Here is a 25606-nt window from a genome sequence, read left to right on the forward strand (position 1 = left end):
GGGGAGTTGGGGAGATGGGGAGATGGGGAGATGGGGAGATGGGGAGATGGGGAGATGGGGAGATGGGGCAGCAGAGATTAATCTTCGGGTGGGCAGTGCCTAGCAACGCTATGGCCAGCTTCGGAATCGGTCTGGTGCACTGCCCACCCTACATGAACTCGGGTGCATCTGATTAAAGCTATTTGAGCTGGTGGTGCGTTACGGGACGGGCTGTCCTCACCAGCGAAGAGACGGAAAATAATGGCGAGCCCGTCCCTGAAGCACCACTAGCAACTCCCTACTCCCTACTCCCTACTCCCTACTCCCTACTACATTAACTTAACCGATTAATCGTAAGGTGGGCAGTGCCTAGTAACGTTATGGCCAGCTTTGAAATCTCTCTGGTGAACTGCCCAGCCTACATCAACTGCCCAGCCTACATCAACTGCCCACCCTACATCAACTCCCTACTCCCTACTCCCTACTCCCTACTCCCTACTCCCTACTCCCTACTTAACCGATTAATCGTAAGGTGGGCAGTGCCTACCAAGGTTATGGCCAGCAAAGGAATCTCTCTGGTGCACTGCCCACCCTACATCAACTCCCTGCTTTCTTGCCTCTTGCCTCTAGCATGCATGCCTCTTGCCTTTCCCAAAACTATATTCACATCTCAAATACAAACGGTATAGTATGGATTTATTAGTAATTGAGTCATTTGCCTTTACTCCTCGTCTAGGAACTGCTGGAGAAATTGCTATAACTGCAGCAGTTGCCGGGAAAAAGACCGGATTTTCGTTTCTCCATATGGAGAATCCCGATGACATTCGATTCCTTCCTAATAGACGTTTTCAAAAGTTTGGAAAACGGAGTTGGAAACATAAAGTCTCGAAAGTGGAAAGCATTTTAAACAACTATGGCGTAACCACTTTACCGGACGAATTTTTGTCAGAAAAAACTCGGTTAACTATCCAAGACTATGTCCAAAATGCTCCCCATAGCTTGAGGGAGCTCAGAGACTACAATTACAACGACGCTGCTCTGGGTTTATCTACGGTCTCTTCCCTGATCTGGCACACGACATCCTTGCATCCCGATCCTGATAAGTATTATCCAGTTATACAACGATTGTTGCTATGTTCAGCAAGTGTTTATGAAAAGGCTCGGGCACTGATTCTCAAGTATAAACCCCAGAAAATCAGTGCGTTTAATGGACGATTTGCTTCGGTTAAAGGGATCTTTGAGGCAGCTAAACAGCTTGGTGTTGAGGTTCAATACTATGAAGCGGGAGCAAACTATAAGCAATACGAACTCTTTAAGAAGCCCCCTCATGATTTTGCCTATAGGCGCGAACAGCTCCAAACCTATTGGCAACAGGCTGGTATGGATAGAGAAGAGTTAGCACATACCTTTTATAAGAATAGAAGGCAGGGAGAGGGAATTGGATCGACTAAGTATACGTCTGACCAGCAAAAAGGTCTCGTACCTGAGCAAACAGGCAATCATCGTCAGATTGTCTACTATTCTGCTAGTGATGATGAATATGCTGCCATTGGCGACTTGATCAAGCATCCAATTTTTAAGAATCAAAGGGAAGCAGTAAAGTCTCTGATCACTTGGGCATCTAATCAGATCGATTGTTATCTGACCATTAGAGTCCATCCTCACGTTCAGAAAAAGTCATTAGAAGACCGCAACTGGTGGAATTCTTTGAACGGAAAAAATGTCCAGGTTATTCCCTCGGATTCCAAGGTTGACTCCTATGCCTTAATCGACTGGGCGGATATGGTGGTTACCTATAATTCAACCATTGGTGCTGAAGCGGCTTACTGGGGTAAACCCTCTGTACTTCTGGGGGATAATATTTACTCTGGGCTGGGGTGTGTTTATGAGCCTAGGTCTGAAGCAGAGGTTTACCAATTACTACAGAACGATACTATAGCACCGCTGCCCCAAGAAAACTCCTTGCCCTATGGATATTATCGTTTATGTAATGGCATAAAATATAACTATTATAATCCCCATAGTCTACTCTCTGGCGACTTTTTGGGCGAGGCATTGGACTGATATCAAGTCTGGTTGAATACCGATAATCTAGGGGAGGGTCGGGAGTCGGGACTCGGGAGTCGGGAGTCGTCAGAAGCGGGAAATGGGGAGATGGGGCAGAGATTAATCTTCGGGTGGGCAGATTAATCTTTGGTGGGCAGTGCCTAGCAACCCGATGATCAGCTTCCGAATCGGTCTGGTGCACTGCCCACCCTACATGAAATACATCAACTTAACTACTACTTAAGATGCGTATTCTATTCCTCCATCCCAAGTCCTTCGCCCAATTTTCTCACCTCGCTAAGGCATTAGCCCAAGATGATACTAATCAGGTTATCTTTGGCACTCAGCGCAGAGCAGGGAAATTGCCTAAGGTTTCCAAAGCCATCTACAGCCCTGTGAAGACAGTTAGTCCTACAACTCACTACTACCTTCACCAGCTGCAAAGAGATATCCATGAGGGTCAAGCAGTCTATCACCTATGTACCAGGCTGAAATCTGAAGGATTTGTTCCTGATGTGGTTTATGGTCATGGGGGTTGGGGCTCGACCCTATATATCAAAGACGTTTTCCCCCAGGCAAAACTGCTGTGCTACTGCGAGTGGTTTTACCATGCCCATGGCTCAAATTTTGACTTTGATCCCTCTGACCCCCTGACCTCTGACGATGAAACCCGGATTCGGACCAAAAATGCCTCAATGTTAATCAGCTTAGTCAGTTGCGATCGCGGATTGTCTCCCACCTACTATCAGCATTGTCAGTTTCCACAGGAGTTCCACAGCAAAATCACTGTGCGTCATGATGGCATTGACACGGAGTTCTTTAAACCCAAGCCTGGAGCGAAATTAGTTCTGCCTCGGATCGACTTAGACCTGTCCGAGGTTGACGAACTAATCACCTATGTCGGACGAGGGATGGAACCTTACCGGGGGTTTCCCCAATTTATGGAAGCGGTGGGGATTCTCCAGCAGCGACGACCAAGGTGTCATGTGGTGGTGGTGGGGGAGAATCGGGTTGTCTATAGCAAACCTCTACCAGATGGCAAAACCTACAAGGAATTGATGTTGGACAAGGTGCCTCTGGATTTAGAGAGAGTCCACTTTACTGGCTTACTGCCCTACTCAGAATATCTGAAAGTCCTGCAAGCTTCCTCTGTCCATATTTATCTGACCTATCCCTTCGTCTTGTCCTGGTCGATGCTAGAGTCAATGGCTACAGGGTGTTTGGTGGTTGGCTCTAATACTGCTCCGGTGATCGAGGTGATCGAAAACCGGGTCAATGGATTATTAGTAGACTTTTTCTCTCCAGAGGACATTGCGGATCGGGTGGAGGAAGCTCTGGATAATCGGGACAAGATGACTCGGATACGGGAGAATGCCAGGGAAACGATTTTACAGCGCTATGATTTGGCTAAGTTATTGCCTCAGCATATCCAGTGGATACAGGAGGATTGAGTCATTGGTGATTAGACTTCCCGCAGAGAGCAGGGAGCAGGGAACAGGGAACAGCGGATCTGGGAACAGGGGATTTGTCAGTCAACCAGGGAGGGAGATTACCTACCAGAAGGAAGCTATAGCAGAAGTCAGAAGTCAGAAGTCAGAAGTCAAACTCTTGCGCTTACTTAGGTTTGAGACTTTTGTCATGTCCGCGCCTGCCCTGGCGACTGCTATATGTTTTTTGATATAGCGTTTCTCATAGCTATGAGGTACACAAGATTTTTTCCCTCTTGCCTCTTGCCTCTTGCCTCTTGCCTCTTGCCTGTTCCCTGCTCCCTGCTCCCTGCTCCCTAAAACCCAAGAATTTGTACCTGACCGAATTGCAAACCGCTGTATCATTGCTCATTTTCCTTCATAGGAGAGATAATTGAAGAAAATTTTATTAAAAATATTCAGTTTTTTTTCTGATATTGACTGTAATTAAATTCTGAAAACCTAGAGCCATAATGGTTTGGTTTACCATCACTAAAATTAGTGGTTAATGAATATAATTTACACTAAATTTATAAACAATTACCGGTTATTATATTAAGATATAATCCTAGAGATTACCGCAAAAAGATGACTAAAATTAAGGTAAGCTATCAGCTATCAGCTATCAGTGAGGAGATTAATCGTAGGGTGGGCAGTGCCTAGGGTGTGGGGTGTGGGGTGACCGGGTGTGGGGTGTGGGGTAGGCTGTTTATTATGGGCCTTTTTCGGGGGAGATCGTTCACACCGGGTACGCGTACGGCGATAACGCCCAGAATGGATATCTAGCAAGAGATACACTGTCTCATACTATCAGACAAAAAGTGCATGAAGTTTAAGCTATGGCCATCGCACAAAGTGAACAGCCTAGGCAGTGCCGACCAACGGGATTGGCCAGCAAAGGAATCTGTTTGCTGCACTGCCCACCGACATGAACTAGTTTCACTTGCTTTACCCCTACTCCCTACTCCCTACTCCCTACTCCCTACTCCCTACTCTCTGTTCCCTTTGCTATCGATAGGATTAAATTAATCGGAACGACCTAATTATGTCAGTTATCTGTGTTTTAGGAATGCATCGCAGCGGTACTAGCTGTTTAGCAGGCTCTTTACAAGCGGCTGGGTTGTATGGCGGTACAGTGGACCGCTGTAATGCTGATAATCTCAAAGGTTGTCGGGAAAACCTGAAAATTATAGCATTGAACGATGCTGTCTTGGCTGAAACCAGTGGCACTTGGAAAAATCCGCCAGATACCATCAGCTGGACCGAGGAACATCAACAACAACGGGATGCCATCATTGCTGACTTTTACTACTATGTGTCGGTCTGGATGTTTAAAGATCCGCGCACTTTACTGACCCTTCCGTTTTGGCGTGAAGGCATCCCCAACTTACACTTCATTGGTACCTTCCGCCATCCCATGAGAGTGGCGATGTCCCTGTATCACCGGTCAGGATTTCCCCTACGGGATAGTTTAACTCTCTGGATTCACTACAATCGCATCATCCTAGACAGCTTCCGCCAATCACCGTTTCCCTTACTCTGCTTCGACCTTCCTCAACAAGAGTATCTCAGCCAATTGGAGCAAGGGATTAATCACCTATGCTCCCAAGTTAAAGCATCCATATCCCTCTCTATCCCAGCCGCACAGAGATTCTATGAAACTAGGTTAGTGAATCAGAACGATATGGTTTCTTTACCGCCACAAAATTCCAATCGAGATCATGACCACAGCAACGACAGTGAGCTGCTGGCTACCGCTGCAGAACTTTACCGGAATTTGAGACAAGCAGCGGGATTGACACTGGAGGAAGCAGAGGAAGCAGTGGTGCAAACCTCTGGTTACACTGTCCCTTTAGAAGAAAGTATTACTGCTTGTCAGGAGGTGATTAAATCCCAGCCCGACAACCCTCATGCCTATTTCATGCTGGGTAATGCTCAGCGTCAGCAAGAGGACATTGATGGGGCGATCGCTAGCTATGGAAAAGCGATTGAGTTAGCTCCGGACAATTATTACTTCTACCGACACTTATCAACCCTGCTCTACCAGCAAGAGCGGTTGGATGAGGCAATAACTGTTTGTCAGCAAGCCCTTCAGTCACAGCCTGAAAATCCCTTGATTTATATGACTCTGGGCCAAATCCAGCTTCAGAAGGGAAATCAAGCAGAAGGGATGGCTAACTGCGAAAAAGCTAGGCTAATAAATAAAAAGGGATGGCTAGCTGCCAAAAAGTTGCTGAGCTCGTTAACTAACGATAGCGGTTATCAATTGGGTGAGGTACAAAATCGTAGATTTTAGGGAGTAGGGGTAATAAAGAAGTCAGAAGTCAGAAGTCAGAAGTCAAACTCTTGCGCTTACTTAGGTTTGAGACTTTTGTCATGTCCGCGCCTGCCCTGGCGACTGCTATACCTCATAAGTAGAAGAAACGCTATAAATTTCAGATCGATCCACTTGTGCAAAAGCCGGTCTCCCCATCTCCTCACAGGGGTAGGTTTTTAACAAAGACGTGAGGTGTGGGGTGTGGGGTGTGGGGTGTGGGGTGTGGGGGATAAGAAAGCGATGCAGTCGCTCATGGGGGAAACCCCCAAGACCGCGCTGCATCGCTAAAAATCATCATTTATTCGTTGTTTTCCTTTTCCTCTCCTTGTGATCCGCCCCCGACCGGTCGGGGGTTGGGGGTGGGGCAAGACCCAAATGTAAAAAACCTACCCTTGTGAGCTCCCCATCTCCCCATCTCCCCATCTCCCCATTTCCCCATCTCCCCATCTCCCCATCTCCCCATCTCCCCATCTCCCCATCTCCCCATCTCCCCACACTCCTGTCTTACTTATTTTTCTCCAGACATGACCATTTCCCAACTGACTGGGGTTCCCTTCTTCGCATCAGTTTTGATTGGCTTTCCTAAGAGAACATCATAATATTTAGTAGGCAATCCAGACCCCGGTCTAATCGCCCTTAAATTCTTTGGGGTTAAGATATCCCCGGCTTGCATATCCTCAGCAATATAAAGACTTCTCCTAAACACCAAGGACTTTTTCTCAGCCTCAGTGGCACCATAATTCACCTTACCCAAAGCCTGCCAGGCGCGCTCGGATTCAATTACCAATTGTTGCATTTCTTGGGGTTCCATGGAAAACGCAGAATCCACTCCACCATCAGCCCGGCTCAGAGTAAAATGCTTTTCGATGAAGGTAGCTCCAAGAGCAACACTAGCCACTGCCACACCAATACCCATGGTGTGGTCAGATAGACCAACCTGTACGTCAAAGAGTTCTCGCAGATGGGGAATGGTGAGGATGTTGGTATTCTCAGGGGTAGCAGGATAAGTACTAGTGCATTTGAGCAAAATTAAATCCTGGCATCCTGCCTCTCTGGCAGTGCGTACTGTTTCGTCTAGTTCTGCTACTGTTGCCATACCAGTAGAGATAATCATGGGTTTACCAGTGCTAGCAACTTTGCGAATTAAGGGTAAATCTGTGTTTTCAAAGGAGGCGATTTTGTAGCAGGGAACATCCAAAGATTCCAGAAAATCAACTGCTGTCGCATCGAAGGGAGTGCTGAAGCCGATGATGCCCAGTTCTTTACATTTGTCGAAGATAGGTTTGTGCCATTCCCAAGGTGTGTAGGCTTGTTGGTATAGCTTGTACAGTGAGTTTCCTTTCCAAAGGCTGTTGGGGTCATTGATGAAAAACTCGCCTTCATCAATGTCCAAGGTCATAGTGTCAGCAGTGTAAGTCTGGATTTTCAGACCATGAGCGCCAGTTTTAGCTGCTGCTTCGACAATTTCTAGGGCACGCTCAAGGGATTGATTGTGGTTGCCTGACATTTCGGCAACGATAAATGGAGGAGAAGTTGAGCCTACCCTTTTATCATAAATAGTAATCTCTTGCATTTTAATTAAGTTAGTGAATAAAATTTTGACGTTGTTTAACTAAGTACGTCGCATTTACACCATTCTTATCCTTGAGGGTGACTGTTTCCAACTCTTTGAAGCCTGCCTTCAGAAAGGCTCGGATAGACGCTAAATTATCTGGCTTAATATAGGCGTTAATTTTAGTTGTATTTGAATTTATAAATATAGCCGTAGAAGCCAGATTTATGAGTGTACTGCCATACCCCTGACCTCTATGTTCACTATTTATGCAGATTGAAACTGTTGCCTCATTATGCTCAATGTCGAATCGAATTGAACCAATAGGGACATCTTGGGTATTTAATGCCATATAAAACTGGCAATCTGGAGACTTAAGTTTCAAGTTGAACCATTGAACATGTTCATCCCACGGAATAGGCTTTGATGAGAAGGAGCGTAACCTAACTTCCGGGTCATTCGCCCACTGCCACAGCAATTCACAATCATCTTCACCCACAGCTCTCAACCTGAGCTTTCGATCCTGCAGGTGCATCAGCACTCTGGCACTGCCTTCACCATCGACTAACCGTTGACCATGCTCAATCATCTCTTTCCTAAACTCCGAGGCATTGAGTAACCGATTGATTTGTGCTGCCAGAGGTTCACAGAGAACCTCTGTATGCCACCCCAAATTAATTGCAGCACCAAAAGCATCCAGTTTATCCGCTACTGCCCGTTGATTTTCAGCTAGAATTACCACCAAACTTGGTAGTCCCATAAAGGCCAACTCCCAACAAGTACTTCCCCCAGCTGCGATCGCAATATCAGCCCAAGCCATTAAATCAGGCATATTTGTGACATTATACTTGAGGGTAATTGCTGCCTCGGAATCATGCACTGCTGCCTGTAACTGCTGATAATGAGGATTACTCCCCCCCACCACCACCACTGCTTCGAGTCCTTCAACCTTGACCTGCTCTAATGCCTGAATCACCTTCAGGGTCACATTATCCGGGTCTGCTCCCCCCAAGGTAACCAGCACCTTTCGTGCCACGGTTGGGATCTGCCGCTGCCAGCCTTGCCAAGGCCAGAATTCCTTCCTGAGGAGTGTATATTGGGTACCCAGTAGCAGCTGGGTGTAGGATTCCCGTTTAGGATACAGTCCCTGATGGGCATAGACATTCTGATTTAAAACTAGGTCAGCCCAGTAGTGGGCTGCATGGCCATAGTCATCAATAAACAACAGCCGTAACCCGGCTTCTTTAATTACTCGCTGATAGTCAGCTCCGAAGTGATAGCCATCCACCACCACCCAAGTTGCCCCCAATGCTTTGGCCTGAGTGATCGTTTGCTCAGCATCCTCCCCACTACCTAGTAAAACAGACACATGACCCACTTGGATGCCTTCCGCCTGTAACCGGGCTTCGAGTGTCGGTGCTGCGGTTCCCATCAACAAGGTTACCTGTCCCCCTTCCTGCAGCCATGCCTGAGCCAGAGCCAGGCAGCGCATAACATGCCCAGTGCCAATTTTAGGGGAGGCATCAGCCCGAATCAGCAAGTTCTGCTTTATTTCCATCAATTCAACCGCTTGAACCCACTATGACAAACCGGTCCCTTGAGCAGAGAGAATATATCCCGACCTTCCTCACACTCCTTAATCAACCCAAACACCGGATCCAGCGCTGCAAAGTATCCCTCAATAATCTCTGGGGTGTGCTCCGTACACACATAAACACTGGTAGCGGCCAAATACCCCAAAGCCAGCATTTCTTGAGTAATCAGGGTTTTGTAGGCCAGATGATTGTCACTGACAAAGCTAAAACTAATTAGAGCCGGAAGACCAGCAATCTGGATATCCAGACCATACTTGGCTGCTAGTTTCCGCCACTGTTCCCCAATCACCTTTCCAGTTTCAGTAATCTGGTCGTAGGCATGGGTTCGCTCCATCACCTCCAGGGTCTTTAAGCCCGCTGTTGGCCCAATTCGCTCTGTCCAAAAGGTACTGCTAATGAACGTACTCTGGGCTGCTTCCATAATCTCACGACGGCCAATGACAGCGGTAATCCCGTAACCATTACCCAACGCCTTGCCAAACATGGCCATGTCTGGCTCGACACCATAGAGCTTGTGTAGACCACCTAGGGTTTGACGAAACCCTGAGGTACATTCATCAAAAATTAAAACGATGTTGCGGTCCGTTGCCAGTTGCCGGATTTTCTCCAAAAACCCAGGTTTCGGCCCTTGATTGCGAGACACCTCCATCTTAATCACGCCAATATCGTGAAGGTTCACCAGTGCCTCCAACTCATCAAACTGATTGTAGTTGAATGGATAAACCGTATTGCTCAGATTAGAGGGCACCCCCTTGGGTTCTAATCCTGGCAGGAGATGGCCAGCTAAATTTTTGTCGTCTCCCAGATTGGCTGACAAATACCAGTCATGCCAGCCGTGATAACCACAGATGGCAACCTTGTCTCCTCCTGAAGCAGCTCGGGCAATGCGAATTGCGATCGCATTTGCCTCTCCCCCCGAACGGGCAAAGCGCACCATGTCTGCCCAGGGATGAAGTTCTACTAAGCGCTCTGCTAGATAAACCTCCTCAGGACAGTTGAAGGTAGACATATTTGCAGCTTCGATGGTCTGGCCCACGGCCTGATCCACTTCCGGATTGCCATACCCTAGAATGTTGGTGCCAATGCCCATAATGGACATATCTATGTATTCTCGGCCATCCAAATCCCAGACACGGCATCCCTTGGCTTTGCTAAAATAGGCAGGCCACTGCTCGGGGAGAAACATTTCTGCCCGCTTCGACAACAGCATATTACCACCGGGAATGACCCGTTTGGCTCGCTTCCAAAGTTTTTGACCAGTCCCCATAAGCGCTCCTTGATTCCCGGTAACTTGTTGATTTGCTGCAAATAGTTCAGGGCGAGTATGGCAGAGATTTAGGACTTCCAACCAGCCAAAGTCTTTTCTGGGATGAAAATGCTGAAACACATTAGTTACCACTTCAAAGTCTTCAGGCTCATCCACCGTCCAGCGCTTGGTTGAATAGTCTTCAGAGTGGCTATAATTTCCGAGGGAAAACTTGCCGGACTCCCTAATATAAGGGGTGACATGTTCCCGCTCATGGAGTTGAGTTGCCTGGTGGCTGGCTCGTTCCAAGGTGGTGAAGGTAAAAACTTCCGTATCCAGCCCGTCAGGGAAAGTTCGCGACAAGCAATTACTGAGGTAATCCACCGAGCTTAGCTGAAATTCAGCCAGCAGTGCGTCCACGATTTCAGGATCAATCAGCGGACAATCCCCGGTAATACGAACTACGATCTGTGGGTGATAGGGTCTAGCTGCCTGATAGTAGCGGTCGAGAACATCATTTTCACTGCCCTGATAGACGGGATATCCTAACTGTTTAACATGAGCTACTAAGGGGTGATTGCGTGGATCTTCAGAGGTTGCCAGCACAATTTGATCTACCAGCTTGGCCTGAGAAAGGCGCAGCAGTAACAGTTCAATCATCGGCACCCCCAGGATGGGGCGCATTACCTTCTTAGGAAAGCGGGTGGAGCCCATACGAGCCTGAACAATAGCAATTATGCTCATAATTCATAAACCATTAGTAGAGGCAGTTTTATTCGATTCTGATCTTATTGAGATAGCACAATATCAATAGGCATCTAATACCATTTTTCAAAAGTAGCGTCATACTTAAAATAAAAAAATAACCATATAAATTGCTTTTTGCAATCTGTATGTATGTCATGACTTTTGATTTTTGGTATAAGCAGACGACACTCGTTATACAAGTAAACAGCCCATTAGCACCACTGCTTTTGGTTTACCATTAACTAAGAAATGCGCTTTACGCTCACCCTCGATCTGGAAACCTGCCTTCAAAAAAGCTTTTCTGCTGGCGACATTGCTGCCATAGCAACCTGTAGTCAGCTTGCGTAAGCACAGTTGAGCGCGGGCGATTCTCAAAAGCATCGCGATAGGCCGACTTCGCCAGGGCCATGCCTCTTATAAATCGGGCTGAGCGTAATTAGGTGTCTGATTGATACCGATTCACGTCTCGATACGAATCGGCACACCCGCATTTCTGATATGTGCCCGTATTTGGATCGGGTTTTGGTCACGAAAACAGAAAAAAGTCCCGGCAGCCACACCTTCAGCTAATCCCTCTCGAAACCCTTGAACAAAATGTTCAGCAAGTCCACAACCACCAGATAGAATTACCGGTACGGATATGCTCGATGCAACCGCTCTCCCAACTGCTAGGTTAAGCCCCTCACCTGTGCCATCAAGGTCTGCATCGGTCAGGAGCAATTCACCTGCACCGCGATCAACGGCTTCCTTTGCCCAATCGAACAAACATCTACCTGCAGAAGATTTGTTATTGCCTTGTATAACTTGTGCGTCCCCCGAGGCATTGATTCGAAAGTCAATCGAGACGACTACGCATTGGGCTCCGTAGCGGTTAGCTGCTTCTGTGATCAGCTCTGGTGTTTTGAGTGCTGCAGTGTTAATAGAAATTTTATCGGCACCCCGCTCAAGCAATTTAGCAAAATCCTCAACGGTGCGAACACCTCCCCCTACTGCCAAGGGCATAAAAGTCTCACTTGCCAATTGCTCAATCAAACCAAGCATCATGCTGTCTTCACCGATCCCAGAATTATCGATATTCAGCACGACCAACTCATCGGCGAGCTGTGCTTCATAGATCTTGGCCTGGGAAATCGGGTCTCCAACACTAATTACATCATCAAAAGATCTAGTTGTCACAAGCAGTGGCTTTACCTTGTTTCTGAGGTACTGGTGCTTAATGAGAAGCTTAGGGATTAAACGTTTCTTAACCATCGTTTCACATTGACAGGAAACTGCGAAGGAATCTCATGCCAGCAGTTTGACTCTTCTCGGGATGAAATTGCACTGCTAAAAGATTGTCTCTTTGGAGTGCTGCACAAAATGTTTCTCCATGAGTACAGGTTCCTAGCACCTGCCCCTTTGACGGTGCGTGGTAGGCGTAGGAGTGGTCGAAGTAAAAATCGGCCTGTTCTCCAGATTGATATTCGCCAAAGTCTGTGGCAAAGACAACCGTATTCCATCCGACATGGGGAATACGGATAGCCGAAACACTGCTGTGTAGCTTGCGGACCTTGCCACCAACCCAACCTAGCCCTTGGTGCAGACCCAACTCATCACTTGAATCTGCAAAAAGTTGCATACCCACACAAATACCTAGGATTGGACGGTTCATAGCAAAGGTCCATTCTTCAATGGCAGGCAGTAGACCACTAGCTTTTAACCGATCAGCACAAAATCCAAATGCACCAACACCAGGCAGTACCAGATGAGATGCTTGCAGAATATCAGTAGCAGACCGGACATGTATAACATGGGCACCAAGATACTCAAATGCATTGGCAATCGAACATATATTTCCTGCTTGGTAATCAATTAACCCGATCTCAGGCATACATCAAGGCTCCACTAATTAGTGCGGCAAGGAACATGACAGCTATTACATGCACGCATCTGTTCTTCAGCATCTTGACGCTCCATAGCACCATCACGGCTCCACTGCTCAAAATCAGGTGTGCGGTTCCCTTCTTGAGTCTTTGAGGGATCATGGACATAGGGTGAAACTTGGTGGCTCATTGCAATTTCCATGAATTCTTCCTCAGTTAAACCAACGAACTCAAGAAACAGATCAAGACTGGGCGGTCGTTTACCCTCATAGGCTCTGATCATTTCCTCTCCCTGTTCCTTGGTCATATGACCATTACGTACATCTAGTGCAACTAGATGGGAAGGGCGTGAATAACCGCGTTTAATGAATTTGATATAGTCACGTACGCCCTGCATGTAGCATTCAATTTTTTCATAATCGTACTGTGGCGGCACATTTTCCACGATGTCGCCCTGCCACCCTAGTTCAGTGTGAATGATCTCAGACTGTTTTTTGGCATCCCAAGGGATAAAAGACCCAAGGCAGACGGAACAATAATTGATAGCTCGCAATTCTTTAAGGGGTGGGTAAGAATAGGGCTTCAGTTCACGCTCGTCAACCGTACCTCCCAGTCGAACAAACATATCATCAGCACTGATGCCAAGATTGACATAGCGATTAAAACGCTTCTCATCCACTTCTTCGAGCTGGTCATAGCTGTAGTAGGCAGTGTATTCGGCTGAAGGCTCACCCCAAAAGATCAAAGGCACTTTCTTTTCGATGGCAACCCACATTGGATAGGAGAAAATACCGGTATGGCAGTGCCAACAGAAATCGCCTTTCTCCAAAAAAGACTGGAGCATCAGCTTCTGAACTAACTTCCAGTTAGGGGTAAAGGTCATGATGTCAACCCCCAATTTCCGTGCAACACGTTTGACATTTTCTTCCAAGTTGGGGCGCATAAACCCATGATCGAATCGAACCACAAGGGGCTTCAATCTGTATTCTTTGACCAGATAGTAAAGGGTCCAGGTACTGTCTTTACCACCACTGAATGGAACAATACAATCATAGTCATACTTTCCACGATGTTCTTCAATCAGCAAATCCAGCACTTTTTTTTTGTAACCCAATCAATTTTTTCATGTTTGTGCTTGTGCTGATTACAAATATTGCAGACACCTTCAGTATCAAACGAGATCGTTTCATGGGTCTCAGGTAGACCACAGCGGACGCATCGTTGCATAAAGAACCTCCTTATTTAACTTTTATAAATGTTTCCAGAAGCAATACAGGGAACAGGTCGAATCTGACAACCTCTTCAGATAACTAACTTTTCCATGTCATCGTGTAACACTTCGATTATTAGAACCCTAAAAAGAATCGGGCATATCTATTCCTTTGCAGGGAAGGCAGTACAAGCCCATACGGGCCTGAACAATAGCAAGTGTTTTCATGATAGGTGCCAGCGAGCAGGATTAATTAAGTCAAGATCATCACAGTGCAGGGTATCTGGAAACTCAGGCATATCTCCTGTGGCCGCTTCCAGGATTTCCTGGAATTGAACCAGACTGTCAACCCCAACCAGAACCCGATCAATGCCGGGCTGATTTAATCCAAAGCCTAAACAAGCTTGCAAGGGTGTCAGGTTAGTATCTGCAAGCCACTGCTGCCATTGATGCCACAGGGTATTCCAGCGGCCAAACTGTACTGGCCGAGCTGCGGGTGCCATTAACAAGAGACCCTGGAGAAACACTGAGCGGACATGGACTTCAACTCCTGACTGATGTAAGCGCTCCAGCCATCCCGACTGGATCAGACGACGATCTAGGAAATTAAACGGAGCTTGGACTAGATCAAACTCAAACTCAGCTACTAGAGCCTCAAGTTCTTCAGGACCATAGATCGAGATGCCAATTTTTTTAATCCATCCTCGTTCTTTTAGGGTACATAAGGACTTATAAAGTGTTTGGCCTTGAGAACTGAGTAAGTCCTTAGGTCGATGGAGCAACAGTCCATACAACTGATTAATCTTGAGTCTTTCCAGGGAGTCCTCCAGGGATTGCTCAACCCAAACAGGCACATTCGTCTGTCCTTCTGGCAAACTGGGCAACTTAGAGACTATTCGCCATTGGTTTACCCCCATATCTCCTAACCGCTGTTCGCTGCTCCCGTATGCGATCGCAGTATCAAGGGTGTCAATTCCAGCAGACCAGGCTTGATTGAGAATAGCGTTAGCTTCTTCTAAGCTGACCTGTCCTTGCTGGTTGGCGACACCATAGGGCAAGCCAAACTGAACAGTTCCCAAAGCTAGTTTAGTCTTCTCGCTAGGTGACTTCATAGGGTAAAATTCCCAACCAAAAACTTCCCAAACGGCGGCCATCAACTAGTGAATGTTTGCGAAAAAATCCTTCTACTTGATAACCAGCTTTTAGAAAAGCCTTTAAAGATGCTAAGTTTTCTTGATAACATCCAGCTTCTATCCTGGCCAAGCCCAAGGTTTCAAATCCCCATTTTGTTACCGTTCTAATTGCTTCAGTAGCTAGACCTTTTCCCCAAAGAGTTTTATCACCAATCAATAAACTCAACTGCCCTCTAAGGTGATAATTATGAATAAACCCTAGCTTGATATTTCCAATGTGACGGTTGGATTCGGCCATAAACATTCCCAGCATATACTGACTTTTATCAGCATTCATTTGCCTTACAAACTCACGACAACTTTCAATATTATGACTATAATAACGAATTTCCAAATAGCGATTTATATCTGGATCATTTAGCCAACTCACATAGGTTTCTGTTACATGATCCAAGTTCAATTTTCGATAGATTAAGCGGTCACTTTTTAGCTCATTCATATAGGGTTGGTATTGGAAATCTAAACATAATATTGATAGAAAAAGGGAACAGGGAACAGGGAATAGGGAACAGTAGCAAAGAGCGATGCAGCGCCGCCAAAAATAGGCAGTGCGATCTTGGGCGTTCCCAGTCTATACATTGATTATAGCTACAGTAAATTTCTCTACAGAATAGGCAGTCCACGAATGGTTGAACCACTGGCAATGACTACAAAACTTCCTACATTAAAACTTCCTGTATTGTCTGGAAAATCCTGTCCTGAGCTTGTTCAGTTAATCCATAATGTAGGGGAATACTAATCGCTTCTCGGTAATACTTCTCTGCTTCAGGAAAATCACCCCAACCAAAACCTAACTCTTGATAATAAGGCTGCGTATGCACCGGAATATAGTGCAAATTAACACCAATTCCTAAACTACGAAGTTTCTCAAATACCTGACGATGAGTCTTATTGATCTGATCTAGCTTCAGCCGAATCACATATAAATGCCAACTTGAATTTGTATCAGGATGTTGCCAAGGTAAAGTTAAAGGCAAGTCTGACAACAACTGATTGTATCGCTGAGCTAAAAACCTGCGCCGCTCAACAAACTCCTCTAAGCGCTGCATTTGACTAACACCCAACGCTGCTTGGATATCAGTAATGCGATAATTAAACCCTAACTCTAACTGCTGATAATACCAAGGACCATCAGATTCCCCTTTCATCAACTCCGGCTTGCGGGTAATACCATGAGTGCGTAGTCGGATCAGTTTTTCGTATAAATCTGCCTGATTTGTTAGCACCATACCACCCTCACCAGTGGTGATAATTTTCACCGGATGAAAGCTAAACACCGCTAGATCAGAAAACTGACATAAGCCAACCGGCTGTCCTTGATATTGTCCACCAATGGCGTGGGAAGCATCTTCAAGTACCCTAAAACCGTACTTTTGAGCTAAAGCGGCAATCGAGTTCATCTCACAGGACTGACCAGCAAAATGAACGGGAATTACTAATTTTGGCAAACAGCCTTGTTTCTCTGCCCAAATTAATTTACGCTCTAACTCCTCTACACTAAGGTTATAAGTCCTAGGGTTAATATCAACAAAATCAACCCAAGCCCCGCAATATCGTCCACAATTAGCAGATGCCACAAACGTATTGGGGGAGGTCCACAGTGTATCCCCTTTGCCCAATCCAGCAGCTAGGCACGCAATGTGCAAAGCCGCCGTAGCACTAGACACAGCTACACCATAGGTTGCCCCGCAATAATCCGCCACAGACTGCTCAAATTTAGCGATCGCTGGTCCCTGAGTCAACCAATCGGATTGCAAAACCTCAACTACAGCATCAATATCCTTTTGACTAATAGTTTGACGACCGTAGGGAATATATTGCTTTTTCATTTGAGATGTAAAAATAGGATTGATGGGAACAGGGAGTAGGGAGTAGGGAGTAGGGAGTAGGGACTTCGGAGCAGGGACTTCGGAGCAGGGAGCAGGGAGTAGGGACTTCGGAGCAGGGAGTAGTAGAAAAACGGGCGTTGCTGAATAATCGAATGATTTTAATACAGTTGTGGTATGGGCATCTTGCGTGGAACTGGCATCTTGCCAGTTTCATGACTTTCTTATTTTCGAGCGGGCAGGATGCCCACTCTACTCTTATTCATTGCTTGATTCAGCAACGCCGAAAAACGAGGTTGATGTTAAGCTGTTCGCGTAGTTTGAGCCTTTGGCTGACGGTTGACGGCTGATAAGCGCGTTTGTATTTGAGATGTAAATCTAGGAGGTCTATTTTTATTGGACAATAAAACTCCAGATCTTTTGCCCCTCTTGCCTTTTGCCTTTTGCCTTTGACAGCAACTCATGTTTTTACAACCCAGATACAAACACTATAGCTGAATGCTTACCTTAAACCCTAAAGCTTGAATCTACATGTTCCACAATCAACTGCCGAATTTCGTCAATACTTAAAAACCGATCATTACTACCAGAGTTGTAGCTAAATCCAGGTTCGACTCGCGTTGCTCCAGTCCTCTCACAATACTCTTCAATACTGTAATTTCCATTATTCGTAGGCAAAATAGCATAGTAAGAACCAAGGTCAACAGTGGTAAACGAATCAGACGTGGTAATCATTTCCTCATGAATTTTCTCCCCTGGTCGAATTCCCACCACAGGATGATCGCACTCAGGACCAATGGCTTTAGCTAAATCTGTAATGTTATAGGAAGGAATACGGGGTACAAAAATTTCTCCTCCCTGACCATGTTCCATTGCCCAAAATACCATTTTTACCCCTTCTGCCAAGGAGATATTGAAGCGAGTCATGCGAGGATCGGTGATGGGCAATACACCTTGATGACGCTTATTCAGAAAAAAGGGAATCACCGATCCCCTAGACCCCATCACATTACCATAGCGCACAACGCTAAACGACAAATTCCTTGTGCCCCTAATATTGTTAGCTGCAATAAATAACTTATCGGAGCAAAGCTTCGTTGCCCCATAAAGATTGATGGGAGCAGCAGCTTTATCCGTTGAGAGGGCAATAACCCGTTTAACTCCAGTATCCAAGGCAGCTTGGATCACATTTTCTGCACCCAACACATTGGTACGAATACATTCCATTGGATTATATTCTGCTGTTGGTACTTGCTTAAGAGCAGCAGCATGAACAACAAGATCTACTCGTTCACAAGCACGAATTAAACGTCGTGCATCTCGCACATCACCAATAAAATACCGCACTCCCGGATATTGATTGGGGGAAAACTTTTGAGCCATTTCAAACTGCTTTAGCTCATCACGGGAGTAAATTATTAAACGCTTGATCTTGGGAAAGCGTTGTAAGATAGTTTCTACAAACTTTTTTCCAAAGGAACCAGTTCCACCTGTAACTAAAATGGAACTATCTTGATTAATTAACATAAAAAAAACGGATCGCAATGCATAGTAATGGTAAGTTTTAATCCAGAATAATCAGTAGTTATGCTCAACGTTAATTGACAGAGAGGTCTACTATCTGACTATAAGTGCGTGGATAGTGATCCATTAATTGTCTTAATCGTGAAACATCGGGAATCTTGTCCATTCTAACCTTCGGATTATTTGCCCCAAACAAACTGTTAGAGTACTCTAACTGAAATATGAGCCTATTTCCACTTACTAATGGTTTACCCTTATGAAATCCTCTGGTATCAGCAATTATAATTGTTCCCTGATGGCCACATAACTCATGGATTTCTGATTCTGGATAATGAAGGCCAATCGCAGTATCTGACTTTCTCCCCACTGGAAGTAATGCCTTTGGTTTTCTGGTGTGGGATCCTTTAACGTAGCAATGGGGGCCATTATCAGAATTCACATCTGTTAGATATATAAAAATTTTTAAGAATTTAAGGTGAGACAGATCATAATGATATTCTTGTGCTGCTTCTGATGTCCCTTTGCCATTAAAGGGTGCACTCCACCAAAGCGCAGCTGAATCCAAAACCGGACTACAGTTCAGATACTCTTGAGCTACTCCTAGGAAAGATTGATCTAAGATTAGATTGAGTAAATCTGTATTTTCAAAAATCTGCTGGATGCTAAAGTTATATCTTGGAGAAATAGGAGCTTTAGGAGTAAAAATTATTTTTTTAGCTAAACGTCTTGAATAGTTATTAGATAATTTGACATAGGATGCTGGAGTAACTTCGGCAAACTTAAAAATTCTGCCTATACTATCTCGATTGAGTCGTTGAGAAGCAATGTAGTAACCATTCTCTCTAATTTCGCGAGCTATCTCTTTCAGGTCCTGTTGAGACAGGTTTCCTAAAATCCCCTGTGGACTAACGTCTGGATATTTGGGATGTCGAATTTGCTGTACCAAGCTCATGAAGTCATTGAATCGCCCATTGGTCAAAACGTAAAGGTTTACCATGGCAAAATGGGAATTTTTTGGAGTTCTACCATCCCTTTGGAAGGCTTTTATACCCTTCAAAAACAATTCCAAACAAATTACTAGATAATTTAGTTTAAATAATAAATTATCTAGTAATTTGGTATCATTAATTGGATTCATAATGATAGATTTTGTATTTTGGTTTATATATTCTGGTTGTAAGCATTCAGCTATCAGCTATCAGCTATCAGCTATCAGCTATCAGCCTATGCGCTACGCGCACGCTACGCGAACAGCCATCAGCCATCAGCCATCAGCTATCAGCTAATGTGCTACGCGCACGCTGCGCGAACAGCTTTTGAATAAGAGAGTTAAGCATTCGTTTAATCTGAGTTAAGTCTGCTGACCGCTGACCACTGACCGCTGACCGCTGACCGCTGACCACTGACCACTGAAGGCTTTCCACTTAAAGCCACCTGAGCTCGCTGGAAATCTTCCTCTCGACCAACATCAAGCCAAGCCTCATGGATTGGATAAACAATAGTCCGGTGGCAGTGCTCCTGCAGGCGGCTAAACAAGACAGGCATGTCGCAGTGTTCACCAGGGTTCAGTTCATCTAGAGCGGAAGGATTCAGAATGTAGATACCAGCATTAACATGAGTGCGAACCACAGGTTTTTCGTCAAAGCCAACGATGTCAACTCCTTTAGTATTGACAACGCCAAAGGGATTTTGCCATTCATGCAAACGAACGGCCATGGTCGCAGTTGCCCTGTGTTGGATATGAAAATCAACCATCTCCCCGTAGCGAATGTCAGTTAGCACATCGCCGTTGGTTACAATAAAAGGCACCTCAGGGCGGTTCTGTAATAAGCTAATCGCACCAGCTGTTCCTAAAGGAGAGTCTTCTCGCAGATAATCAATCTGAACCTGCCAACGACTACCGTCACTGAAATACTCCTCGATCATCTCTCCCAAATAATGGATAGAAATCACAAAATGTTGAAAGCCTTCAGAACTAGCTCGCTCAATAATGTGTTCCAGCATTGGTTTGCCCGCCACTGGCAACAAGGGTTTTGGACAGTTTTCGGTGAGGGGACGCAGGCGGGTTCCTTTTCCCCCTGCCATAATCACCATAGTATTAGGTCGCTGGGTTAGGTTAACTAATTCATCGAGCAAATATAAGCCAACAACACGGCGAGATTCATCCACTACTGGCAACTGCTGAATCCCATTGGCTTGCATAATTTGCAACATCGTCTCTTGTCTCAGCCCCGGTGGTGCCACAATCGGATTACGGTTAACCACAGCATCTACCGAGCTTTGAAGATCAAGTCCTCGTAGGAGGCCTCGACGAATGTCACCGTCTGTAACAGTACCAACCAGAGCACCCTCAGCTGTGATCAGAAGTGCGATTTGCAAGGTGGACTGATCAAGATTGCGGATGGCTTGCTCAAGGGTGCTTCCCATCGGGAGTAGGGCTTGCTGCCACCGATTATCTGCAGAGTGGGTGTGGTAAGTCATAGCTTCAGTCAGATTACATTGAGACATCGAAAAAACTTTTTTTCAGAAGATTGTTTAACTGCACCCTACGCAGGTGATGCACAATCTTGTCACTCGCTCCGCCTTCCCCATAGGGATTGCGAACAGTTTTCAGTGTCTCTTGAAACTCAGGGGAGTAGAGACGATGGATCGCTGTGCTGATACCATGTCGGTCTGGAGTACAATCGATGACGCTATCTGCCTTAAGACGACCCCTTTGGCGATCGCCAATATTGATTGTCCCCTTACGAAAGCTTGGTACTTCTGCTAGTCCACTAGAAGAATTTCCCACTACCCCATCTACCTGCTGAATACAAGAAAGGTAGCGTAATTGGCCTAGAGAGGTGTAAGCCCGAGCATTCCGATGAGATGCTACAAAAGCCTCAATCATGCTAAATAGCACACGGCCATCGGTATCAGCATTGGGCATTGTAAAAATCAGATGGGTATCGTCTAGGCCATCCAGAACCGCGAGTAGTTCTGCCATCTGCTCGGCAGAGGACGAATGCTCCAGGGTAACCGGATGAAACGTAATCAATAAGTTCTTTTTGCCTAACGTAAATCCCAAAGCGTCTTCTAAAGCTTCACGGTCAAGCAATTTCAACCGCTTAATATTGTCGATGCCTAATCCTCCCACTAAAAAGACTCGATCCGGATGCTCCCCCAGTTGAATCACCCGTTTACAGTATTCTTCTGCTGCTACAAAATGTAGATGGGACATCTTGGTAATTGAATGGCGAATGGCTTCATCAAAAGCACCTTCAGTGGTCTCGCCCCCATGCAAATGGGCTACTGGAATACGAGCCATCAGTGCAGCTGCCACAGCTGCAAAAATTTCAAACCGATCCCCTAGCACCAAGATCACGTCCGGCTCCAAGTCTTGGAAAGTATCCCCAAAACCAATCAGGCCGAGCCCCATGGATTTAGCCACCCCAGTCGCCGTATCCGAACTAAGCAGCATTTCTACCTTGCGGTCGATGGTAAACCCATCCTTTTCAATCTCGCGGTAGGTTAGCCCAAACTCCGGGGAAAGATGCATGCCCGTAGCAACAACTTGCAATTCCAGGTCTGGTGCTTGTCGGATGCGTTCCATGACCCAACGTAGAAGTCCATAATCAGCCCGAGTACCGGTCACAACACAAATTTTTCGGTTCATAGCTCAATCAGCTCATCCGACTCAAAATCACGGATCGCCTTTCGTCCCAACACCTCATCCCAGCGCATCGGGGAAATACCAATACCTGGTCGCTTCACTGCCAAATTACATGCTGTAAAGACTTCCCCAGCCTTAATAGCACCAGCCGCTACGATGGATTTGCGGGCAATGGGTTTATTCTTTACTTCACTTGGGCTCGGACCCTTGCGTCCATCCCCCAGAGCCTGCTCAATCTTACGAATGGCTGTAACCATTGCCTTCAACTCCTCAGGTTCCATACTGGCCCGATGGTCTGGTCCTGGCAGGGAGCGATCAAGGGTAAAATGTTTTTCAATCACTGTAGCCCCCAAAGCCACCGCAGCAATGGGGACTTCAATGCCCAAGCTATGGTCTGAATAGCCTACAGCTACTCCCAGAGCCTCCCGAATAGTCACCATGGCCCGCAAGTTGACATCTTTGATCGGGGTAGGGTACTCGGTATTGCAGTGAAGTACCGTGATCTGATCACGCCCTGTACCGGCCTGCTCCAGAATATCTAGAGCAGCTTCGATTTCCCCCAAGTTGGCCATGCCCGTAGACATAATGATGGGCTTACCGTAATGCCCAATATGCCGTAAGTAGGGCAAATTGGTAATTTCCCCTGAAGGAATCTTGAAACGGTCTAGCCCCAGTTCTACTAACAGATCAATACTCTCGAGATCAAAGCCGGTTGAGAAAAAGCTAATACCACGCACCTGGCAGTGGGCAATTAACTCTTGATGCATTTCCCGAGTTAACTCCAACCTGCGAATCATGCTATGCTGAGATTCATTGCTATCTGTGGTGTGATTCTGATACTCAGCTTTCTTGGCCTGGGTGGTCACCAGGCAATCAGCCTTAAAGGTTTGAAACTTGACTAAGTCAACCCCAGCATCTGCCGCAACATCGATTAATTTCCTGGCAGTTGCCATATCCCCATTGTGGTTGACGCCAGCTTCAGCAATAATTAAAGTCCTCATCAAAAAAATTGGGTCTGAAACCCCGTCCTTCTAGGACGGCAAAACATGGTATAATGAAAATGGTCAACGACCCACCCGAGACGATGGATCAGACAGCCTACACGAGCGAAGTCCAGTAACCTGGCGGCGCAGAAAAATCGGTAGACTTTGAAGTTACCGTAAGGATAGTGGAGTCTTTATGGTTGGCAGGTTATGCAGAGAAGGGTGAAAATTTATTAATTAAGACTCCACTATCCTAAGGTTTCGTCTCTAGGGAAAAGAGGATAGGGCAATGGAAGTCCAACCCTTGAATCAAAAAAAAAGTAGATCAAGATTTTCTTGTTTGAACTTGGCGACCTAGGAGCCGCTACGCGAACGACGCATAAGAACCGCAGGGCTTGCGGGGATAGTCTGTGGAGCGAACGTAAGACCACAAAACCTTTTTAAAGGTGGAGGCTGTTGCTATGAAACAGAAACCCAGATCGTGAGGTTTGGGAATCACCGTTCTTAAAGGACGGTGAGGATGTCAAAAAGCTTACTTATTTAGCACTCGGCTGCCATCTTCAACATCCCTTAACACCTGCTGCCCCATGCCAATTAGACAATTTTGACCTACTCGAATTTGTTCTCGCAGACTACTGTTGCTGCCAATAAAGGTACCTGCTCCAACTTGTGTGCCACCGTTAATAATAACTGTTGTGGACACATGACAATGATCTCCGATAACCACGTCATGTTCGACTACGGCGCGGGTGTTGAGGATGCAGTTACGCCCAACCGAGGCTCCAGCATTGACTAATGCCCCATGCATCACAATCGTGCCTTCGCCCACCCTGCTGTGACGGGAAACATAGGCTTGTGGAGAGAAAATCGTCGGCAAGCAGAATCCCATTTGCACCAACAACTCAAATAGTCGAATACGATGGTTCGGTGTCTTAATTTGGCCTAGGGTAACTAGAGCATTGGGGCTTTTGTGACGAAGCTCAGGCAAATCTGCATCCGTTCCCAATACTGGATACCCTAAAACAGACGTCCCGACCTCATCGGACCTTCCCACCAAACCTACAATGGTAAAGTGTCCCTGTTGCTCGATCACATCGATGCAAGCTCTACCATGGCCACCAGCACCGACTAAGATAATTGGCTTTATAGTCACGATAGCTCCTGATCAATGGGTGTGACTTTACCTAACATTAATCCTGCACTACTCGGTAGATTAATCAGTCTTCTCTCCAACCCTTCGGCTACAGGAAGGTTCATTCTTGGACAATCCTGATAGGGCCTCAGCCGATGCATCAATGTCCAAACCGGGCGGGTCATCAGCCCAGCTTCGTTGGTTGCGGCCAGAATCTCATCCCGCTGACTAGCAACAGACTCCTCTAACATCAGCGTCTGTAACCAATAATTACTTTGACAACCCTCCGGCTCCGTGATAATCTGTACACCAGGCACATCCTTAAAGGCAGTCTGATACTGCTCAAACAAACACCGTTTCGCCATCAAAAAGCCAGGAAGCTGCTCAAGCTGGGCACACCCGAGGGCTGCATTAAGATTGGGCATCCGGTAGTTATAACCAATCTGATCATGCACATATTCCCAGCGGTGGGGCACCTTTGCAGTTGTGGTCAGGTGCTTGGCCTGCCTGGCCAACTCTGAATCATTAGTCAGAATCGCACCACCGCCGCCTGTGGTAATGGTCTTATTACCATTAAAGCTGAGGGTACCCATCCGCCCAAAGGTGCCCGTATGTTGGCCATGATAGCAACTCCCCAAAGACTCAGCCGCATCTTCAATGAGGGTGAGGTGAAAGTCCTGAGCCACTGCCAGCAGCCCATCCAGATCTACCGGATGGCCGAAGGTATGCATGGGAACCAACACCCGAATCACCCTGTTAGTGAGACGATTGATACACTGACCATCGGAGATTTCAGCAATGGTTTTGAGGTAGTCCCGCAAGGCCAGAGGATCCACCCCCAGGGTATGGGCTTCGCTATCCACTAGGTGGGGAATGGCCTCACAGTAGGCCACTGCATTAGCCGTGGCGATAAAGGTTAGGGCTGGAATCAAGACCTCATCCTTAGGCTGCACCCCTGCCAGGCGTAAGGCCACATGGAGTGCTGCGGTGCCGTTGACTACTGCCACAGCATGGTTAGCACCGGTATAAGCGGCTAGCTCCCCTTCAAAGCGGTCTACAAATTGACCCACAGAAGAGACAAAAGTGGAGTCCAGGCATTCTTTCAGGTAGTCCCACTCACATCCAGTAAACCTCGGCTCATGTAATGGGACGGGGTCATGACCCACTACCCCTTGGATGGCTTTGATAATGGAGTTGACAATGGAAGCACTCATAAGCGCGTTTGTATCTGGGTTGTAAACACACGAATTGCCGAAAAAGGCAAAAGGCAAAAGGG

Annotated in this window: 25 protein-coding genes; 6 read left to right on the forward strand and 19 right to left on the reverse strand. The window is 46.3% G+C overall.

The genetic code is table 11. The features are described from left to right. Positions 1-182: 182 nt before the first annotated feature. The 6 genes from BJP34_RS49890 (at position 183) to BJP34_RS35155 (ending at position 5787) form a co-directional block, all read left to right on the forward strand. Complete coding sequence (locus tag BJP34_RS49890) at positions 183-317, forward strand: hypothetical protein (protein WP_267876452.1); 135 nt, start codon at positions 183-185, stop codon at positions 315-317. Positions 318-344: 27 nt separating this feature from the next. Continuing rightward, a complete protein-coding gene (locus BJP34_RS41840; protein ID WP_149031351.1) occupies positions 345-668 on the forward strand; it encodes a hypothetical protein in 324 nt (107 codons plus the stop codon). A gap of 1 nt (position 669) precedes the next feature. Beyond that, entirely contained in the window at positions 670-2043 is a 1374-nt protein-coding gene (locus tag BJP34_RS35140; RefSeq protein WP_070396338.1) for a hypothetical protein, read from the forward strand. Positions 2044-2270: 227 nt separating this feature from the next. Next, positions 2271-3476, forward strand: a complete 1206-nt coding sequence (locus BJP34_RS35145; RefSeq protein WP_070396339.1) for a glycosyltransferase — start codon at positions 2271-2273, stop codon at positions 3474-3476. 840 nt (positions 3477-4316) lie between these two features. Beyond that, on the forward strand, positions 4317-4520 hold the full coding sequence (locus BJP34_RS41850; RefSeq protein WP_149031353.1) for a hypothetical protein: 204 nt from the start codon (positions 4317-4319) through the stop codon (positions 4518-4520). Between the two features lie 16 nt (positions 4521-4536). Beyond that, a complete protein-coding gene (locus tag BJP34_RS35155) occupies positions 4537-5787 on the forward strand; it encodes a tetratricopeptide repeat protein (protein WP_083305509.1) in 1251 nt (416 codons plus the stop codon). A gap of 105 nt (positions 5788-5892) precedes the next feature. Here BJP34_RS35155 and BJP34_RS41855 read toward each other — a convergent pair whose 3' ends face one another. The 19 genes from BJP34_RS41855 to BJP34_RS35245 all read right to left on the reverse strand — a co-directional run bounded on the left by BJP34_RS41855 (position 5893) and on the right by BJP34_RS35245 (position 25544). Beyond that, positions 5893-6090: a hypothetical protein gene (locus BJP34_RS41855; RefSeq protein WP_149031354.1), complete on the reverse strand. Its 198-nt coding sequence runs from the start codon at positions 6088-6090 to the stop codon at positions 5893-5895. 16 nt (positions 6091-6106) lie between these two features. Continuing rightward, on the reverse strand, positions 6107-6295 hold the full coding sequence (locus BJP34_RS38225; RefSeq protein ID WP_083305510.1) for a hypothetical protein: 189 nt from the start codon (positions 6293-6295) through the stop codon (positions 6107-6109). A gap of 21 nt (positions 6296-6316) precedes the next feature. Then, positions 6317-7381, reverse strand: a complete 1065-nt coding sequence (gene pseI, locus BJP34_RS35165; RefSeq protein ID WP_070396342.1) for a pseudaminic acid synthase — start codon at positions 7379-7381, stop codon at positions 6317-6319. Between the two features lie 10 nt (positions 7382-7391). Further along, positions 7392-8918 carry a UDP-2,4-diacetamido-2,4,6-trideoxy-beta-L-altropyranose hydrolase gene (pseG, locus tag BJP34_RS35170; protein WP_070396343.1) on the reverse strand — a complete coding sequence of 509 codons (1527 nt, stop codon included), beginning with the start codon at positions 8916-8918 and terminating at the stop codon, positions 7392-7394. Beyond that, positions 8918-10945: an aminotransferase class III-fold pyridoxal phosphate-dependent enzyme gene (locus tag BJP34_RS35175; RefSeq protein WP_070396344.1), complete on the reverse strand. Its 2028-nt coding sequence runs from the start codon at positions 10943-10945 to the stop codon at positions 8918-8920. Before BJP34_RS35175 ends, pseG begins: the two co-directional genes overlap by 1 nt. Positions 10946-11407: 462 nt before the next feature. Then, complete coding sequence (gene hisF, locus BJP34_RS35185) at positions 11408-12199, reverse strand: imidazole glycerol phosphate synthase subunit HisF (protein ID WP_070396346.1); 792 nt, start codon at positions 12197-12199, stop codon at positions 11408-11410. A gap of 4 nt (positions 12200-12203) precedes the next feature. Then, positions 12204-12818, reverse strand: a complete 615-nt coding sequence (gene hisH, locus BJP34_RS35190; protein WP_070396347.1) for an imidazole glycerol phosphate synthase subunit HisH — start codon at positions 12816-12818, stop codon at positions 12204-12206. Between the two features lie 14 nt (positions 12819-12832). Further along, a complete protein-coding gene (locus tag BJP34_RS35195) occupies positions 12833-13924 on the reverse strand; it encodes an N-acetyl sugar amidotransferase (protein ID WP_202972053.1) in 1092 nt (363 codons plus the stop codon). Positions 13925-14244: 320 nt separating this feature from the next. Then, on the reverse strand, positions 14245-15132 hold the full coding sequence (locus BJP34_RS35200) for an aldo/keto reductase (protein WP_070396348.1): 888 nt from the start codon (positions 15130-15132) through the stop codon (positions 14245-14247). Then, a complete protein-coding gene (locus tag BJP34_RS35205) occupies positions 15119-15652 on the reverse strand; it encodes a GNAT family N-acetyltransferase (protein ID WP_070396349.1) in 534 nt (177 codons plus the stop codon). The genes BJP34_RS35200 and BJP34_RS35205 overlap by 14 nt, the downstream gene beginning before the upstream one ends. Before the next feature lie 220 nt (positions 15653-15872). Further along, entirely contained in the window at positions 15873-17042 is a 1170-nt protein-coding gene (gene pseC, locus BJP34_RS35210) for a UDP-4-amino-4,6-dideoxy-N-acetyl-beta-L-altrosamine transaminase (RefSeq protein ID WP_070396350.1), read from the reverse strand. After that, positions 17002-17256, reverse strand: coding sequence for a hypothetical protein (locus BJP34_RS41860; protein WP_149031356.1), 255 nt, complete (start codon positions 17254-17256; stop codon positions 17002-17004). Before BJP34_RS41860 ends, pseC begins: the two co-directional genes overlap by 41 nt. Positions 17257-17546: 290 nt before the next feature. Further along, positions 17547-18566, reverse strand: a complete 1020-nt coding sequence (pseB, locus tag BJP34_RS35215; protein ID WP_070396351.1) for a UDP-N-acetylglucosamine 4,6-dehydratase (inverting) — start codon at positions 18564-18566, stop codon at positions 17547-17549. 70 nt (positions 18567-18636) lie between these two features. Beyond that, positions 18637-19701 carry a phytanoyl-CoA dioxygenase family protein gene (locus BJP34_RS35220; protein ID WP_070396352.1) on the reverse strand — a complete coding sequence of 355 codons (1065 nt, stop codon included), beginning with the start codon at positions 19699-19701 and terminating at the stop codon, positions 18637-18639. 203 nt (positions 19702-19904) lie between these two features. Then, the gene (locus BJP34_RS35225; protein WP_070396353.1) at positions 19905-21071 is read right to left on the reverse strand and encodes a nucleotidyltransferase family protein; all 1167 of its coding nucleotides are present in this window, start codon (positions 21069-21071) and stop codon (positions 19905-19907) included. Further along, on the reverse strand, positions 21058-22218 hold the full coding sequence (gene neuC, locus BJP34_RS35230; RefSeq protein WP_070396354.1) for a UDP-N-acetylglucosamine 2-epimerase: 1161 nt from the start codon (positions 22216-22218) through the stop codon (positions 21058-21060). Before neuC ends, BJP34_RS35225 begins: the two co-directional genes overlap by 14 nt. After that, on the reverse strand, positions 22215-23216 hold the full coding sequence (gene neuB, locus BJP34_RS35235) for an N-acetylneuraminate synthase (protein WP_070396355.1): 1002 nt from the start codon (positions 23214-23216) through the stop codon (positions 22215-22217). The genes neuC and neuB overlap by 4 nt, the downstream gene beginning before the upstream one ends. Before the next feature lie 514 nt (positions 23217-23730). Further along, on the reverse strand, positions 23731-24351 hold the full coding sequence (locus BJP34_RS35240) for an acetyltransferase (protein WP_202972054.1): 621 nt from the start codon (positions 24349-24351) through the stop codon (positions 23731-23733). Beyond that, a complete protein-coding gene (locus BJP34_RS35245) occupies positions 24348-25544 on the reverse strand; it encodes a LegC family aminotransferase (RefSeq protein ID WP_070396356.1) in 1197 nt (398 codons plus the stop codon). Before BJP34_RS35245 ends, BJP34_RS35240 begins: the two co-directional genes overlap by 4 nt. Between the last annotated feature and the right edge of the window lie 62 nt (positions 25545-25606).

This window comes from Moorena producens PAL-8-15-08-1, assembly GCF_001767235.1.
Classification (GTDB): Bacteria; Cyanobacteriota; Cyanobacteriia; order Cyanobacteriales; family Coleofasciculaceae; genus Moorena; species Moorena producens_A.

Bases quoted from the DNA above. Each gene is read 5' to 3' on its own strand.
- BJP34_RS41855 (WP_149031354.1), bottom strand. From the start codon at position 6,090: ATGCAGCGCGGTCTTGGGGGTTTCCCCCATGAGCGACTGCATCGCTTT.
- BJP34_RS35205 (WP_070396349.1), bottom strand. From the start codon at position 15,652: ATGAATGAGCTAAAAAGTGACCGCTTAATCTATCGAAAATTGAACTTG.
- BJP34_RS41850 (WP_149031353.1), top strand. From the start codon at position 4,317: ATGAAGTTTAAGCTATGGCCATCGCACAAAGTGAACAGCCTAGGCAGT.
- pseG (WP_070396343.1), bottom strand. From the start codon at position 8,918: ATGGAAATAAAGCAGAACTTGCTGATTCGGGCTGATGCCTCCCCTAAA.
- BJP34_RS35155 (WP_083305509.1), top strand. From the start codon at position 4,537: ATGTCAGTTATCTGTGTTTTAGGAATGCATCGCAGCGGTACTAGCTGT.
- BJP34_RS35200 (WP_070396348.1), bottom strand. From the start codon at position 15,132: ATGAAGTCACCTAGCGAGAAGACTAAACTAGCTTTGGGAACTGTTCAG.
- BJP34_RS35245 (WP_070396356.1), bottom strand. From the start codon at position 25,544: ATGAGTGCTTCCATTGTCAACTCCATTATCAAAGCCATCCAAGGGGTA.
- BJP34_RS35140 (WP_070396338.1), top strand. From the start codon at position 670: ATGGATTTATTAGTAATTGAGTCATTTGCCTTTACTCCTCGTCTAGGA.
- hisF (WP_070396346.1), bottom strand. From the start codon at position 12,199: ATGGTTAAGAAACGTTTAATCCCTAAGCTTCTCATTAAGCACCAGTAC.
- neuB (WP_070396355.1), bottom strand. From the start codon at position 23,216: ATGAGGACTTTAATTATTGCTGAAGCTGGCGTCAACCACAATGGGGAT.
- neuC (WP_070396354.1), bottom strand. From the start codon at position 22,218: ATGAACCGAAAAATTTGTGTTGTGACCGGTACTCGGGCTGATTATGGA.
- pseB (WP_070396351.1), bottom strand. From the start codon at position 18,566: ATGTTAATTAATCAAGATAGTTCCATTTTAGTTACAGGTGGAACTGGT.
- BJP34_RS35220 (WP_070396352.1), bottom strand. From the start codon at position 19,701: ATGAATCCAATTAATGATACCAAATTACTAGATAATTTATTATTTAAA.
- pseC (WP_070396350.1), bottom strand. From the start codon at position 17,042: ATGAAAAAGCAATATATTCCCTACGGTCGTCAAACTATTAGTCAAAAG.
- BJP34_RS35145 (WP_070396339.1), top strand. From the start codon at position 2,271: ATGCGTATTCTATTCCTCCATCCCAAGTCCTTCGCCCAATTTTCTCAC.
- BJP34_RS41860 (WP_149031356.1), bottom strand. From the start codon at position 17,256: ATGAAACTGGCAAGATGCCAGTTCCACGCAAGATGCCCATACCACAAC.
- BJP34_RS35225 (WP_070396353.1), bottom strand. From the start codon at position 21,071: ATGTCTCAATGTAATCTGACTGAAGCTATGACTTACCACACCCACTCT.
- hisH (WP_070396347.1), bottom strand. From the start codon at position 12,818: ATGCCTGAGATCGGGTTAATTGATTACCAAGCAGGAAATATATGTTCG.
- pseI (WP_070396342.1), bottom strand. From the start codon at position 7,381: ATGCAAGAGATTACTATTTATGATAAAAGGGTAGGCTCAACTTCTCCT.
- BJP34_RS35175 (WP_070396344.1), bottom strand. From the start codon at position 10,945: ATGAGCATAATTGCTATTGTTCAGGCTCGTATGGGCTCCACCCGCTTT.
- BJP34_RS38225 (WP_083305510.1), bottom strand. From the start codon at position 6,295: ATGGGGAGATGGGGAGATGGGGAGATGGGGAGATGGGGAGATGGGGAG.